The 2,288-nt window shown below is 68.4% G+C and carries 3 protein-coding genes; 2 read left to right on the top strand and 1 reads right to left on the bottom strand.

The annotated features are described in order from the left end of the window. Window positions 1-494 (bottom strand): prepilin peptidase (locus FVW20_RS12970; protein ID WP_196609949.1); only part of this gene is annotated, 494 nt, incomplete at its 3' end. A 188-nt stretch (window positions 495-682) separates the two neighbouring features. On the opposite strand from FVW20_RS12970, the gene FVW20_RS12965 reads away from it, so the two are divergent. After that, window positions 683-1,801: a type IV pilus twitching motility protein PilT gene (locus FVW20_RS12965; protein WP_196609948.1), complete on the top strand. Its 1,119-nt coding sequence runs from the start codon at window positions 683-685 to the stop codon at window positions 1,799-1,801. Window positions 1,802-1,880: 79 nt separating this feature from the next. Beyond that, window positions 1,881-2,288 (top strand): AAA family ATPase (locus FVW20_RS12960; protein ID WP_372434998.1); only part of this gene is annotated, 408 nt, incomplete at its 3' end.

Genomic DNA, 2,288 nt, shown 5'->3' with positions numbered 1-2,288 from the left:
AACGCGCCGCCGCCCGCCGCCGCGCCGATCAGGCTGTCGGCCAAGGGCATGTCCAGCAGCAGCACGGCGGCCACCGGGGCAGCCGCGGCGCCGGTCAGGGTGATGACGTCTGGCAGGATGAACGTTTCGAAGTCGATGAACGAGGCCACCAGCAGCGCCCCGCCGAACACCATGTACACGGCGAAGGGCCATGTGGCGCCAAAGCGCAGCGCCAGCAACAGGGCCAGCAGGCCGGACGCGGCCTCTACAACGGGGTAGCGCGGGCTGATGCGCTGGCCGCAGGCATGACAACGCCCGCGCAGCGCAAGATAGCTGAGGATGGGCACCAGATGCCACGGGCGCAGGCGCGCGGCGCAGTGCGGGCAGTGCGACGGCGGCCACAGCAGCGACTGGCCCTCGATGGCGCGGTGGATGCACACGTTGTAGAAGCTGCCAAGCACAAGGCCCAGCACCAGCGCAAGCCACGGAAAGACGGCGGGGTCGGTGTACGGCATGGTGTCGGCTCCTTCTTTGCGTTGCGCAAGCGACTTCTAGCAGAAGGGCTCACGACACGCCATTAGTATACGATACTTGATTATTCCGCCCATCCGCATAGGATCGGGCCAGCCTTGAAGGCGGCATCCGGCCCGCCCAACCGAGGGTACATCCCCCACCGCCGCCCGCGCGGCGCAAGGAACCACGCATGGCACGCATCGACAAGTTTTTCCAGATCCTGCACGGGCTTGGCGGCTCTGACCTGCACCTTTCCAGCGGCTGCACGCCCATGGTGCGCGTGCACGGCACGCTGCAACGGCTGGACCACCCCGCGCTGGACGACGCCACCCTTGCCGCCATGCTGGACGAGATCATTCCCCCGGCCCGGCGAGACGAATTCGCCGCCAGCGGCGACCTGGACTTCGGCTACGCGGTGCCCGGCATGGCCCGCTACCGCGCCAACTTCTACCGCCACGAGCGCGGCGTGGGCGCGGCCTTCCGCGAGATTCCCGGCAGTATCCCCTCGGTGGAGGCGCTGGGCCTGCCCCCGCTGCTGCGCGACCTGGCCATGCTGCCCAAGGGCCTGGTGCTGCTTACAGGCCCCACCGGCAGCGGCAAGTCCACCACCCTGGCGGCCATGATCGACCACGCCAACACCCACCGCCGCGACCACATCATCACCATCGAAGACCCGGTGGAATTCGTGCACGAGCCGCGCGGGTGCCTGATCAACCAGCGCGAGGTGGGTCGCCACACCAAAAGCTTTGCCGCCGCCCTGCGCGGCGCCCTGCGCGAAGACCCGGACATCATCCTGGTGGGCGAAATGCGCGACCTGGAAACCATCAGCCTGGCGCTGGAAGCGGCGGAAACCGGACATCTGGTGCTGTCCACGGTGCACACCATATCCGCGCCCAAGACCATCGACCGCATTGTCGAGGTGTTTCCGCCGGAAATGCAGGCCCAGATCCGCACCAGCCTTTCGGAAACCTTGCAGGCCGTCATATCGCAGGTGCTCTTTCCGCGCGCGGACAGGCCGGGCCGGGTGGCCGCGCTGGAGATCATGCTGGGCGTGCCCGCCGTGCGCAACCTGATCCGCGAAAGCAAGACCTACCAGCTGACCAGCGTGCTGCAAACCGGCAAGAACGCGGGCATGCAGACCCTGGACGACGACATTCTGCGGCTGCTGGGCGCCGGGCTGATCAACCCGCGCGACGCCGCCGTGCACGTGGCCGACAAGCCGCGCTTCAAGCCGTACCTGACCGGGGTAAACGCCACCCCCGTCTCGCGCGCGGGTGGCGCGACAGGCCTTGCGGATGACGATTTCTGATCGGCGGGATGCACGGGGGGGCACGGATTCCACGGCGCCCACGGTTTTCCCGGGTCTCTCGCATCTCTAAGGACATGCCATGAACTACCTTGAATTGCTGGGCCTTTCACGCGAGCCGTTTTCCACCTCGCCAGACCCGCTCTCGTACTACCGCGCCCCCGGCCACGAGTTGTGCCTGCACCGGCTGGAAATAGCCGTGCGGCTGCGGCGCGGGCTGAACGTGGTGCTGGGCGAGGTGGGCACCGGCAAGAGCACCCTGTGCCGCTGCCTGCTGCGCGCCTTTGACGAGCAGCCGGAAGTGACCGCGCATCTGATCCTGGACCCCGGCTTTGCCAGTGCAGAGGCCTTTGCCCTGCACCTGTGCGGGTTGCTGGCCGGGCCTGATGGCGGCCCGGGCGCGGGAGAGAGGGCGGGGAGACCCGCGGGCAAGGGCCCCGGCGAACCTGGCCCCATGGCCGCGAACACCACGGACGGCAGCGCCCCCGCG

The sequence above is a fragment of the Nitratidesulfovibrio oxamicus genome (assembly GCF_015731765.1).
Classification (GTDB): Bacteria; Desulfobacterota; Desulfovibrionia; order Desulfovibrionales; family Desulfovibrionaceae; genus Cupidesulfovibrio; species Cupidesulfovibrio oxamicus.
The sequence above is the reverse complement of the archived record's forward strand: the minus strand, read 5'-3'. Positions and strand labels throughout refer to the sequence as shown.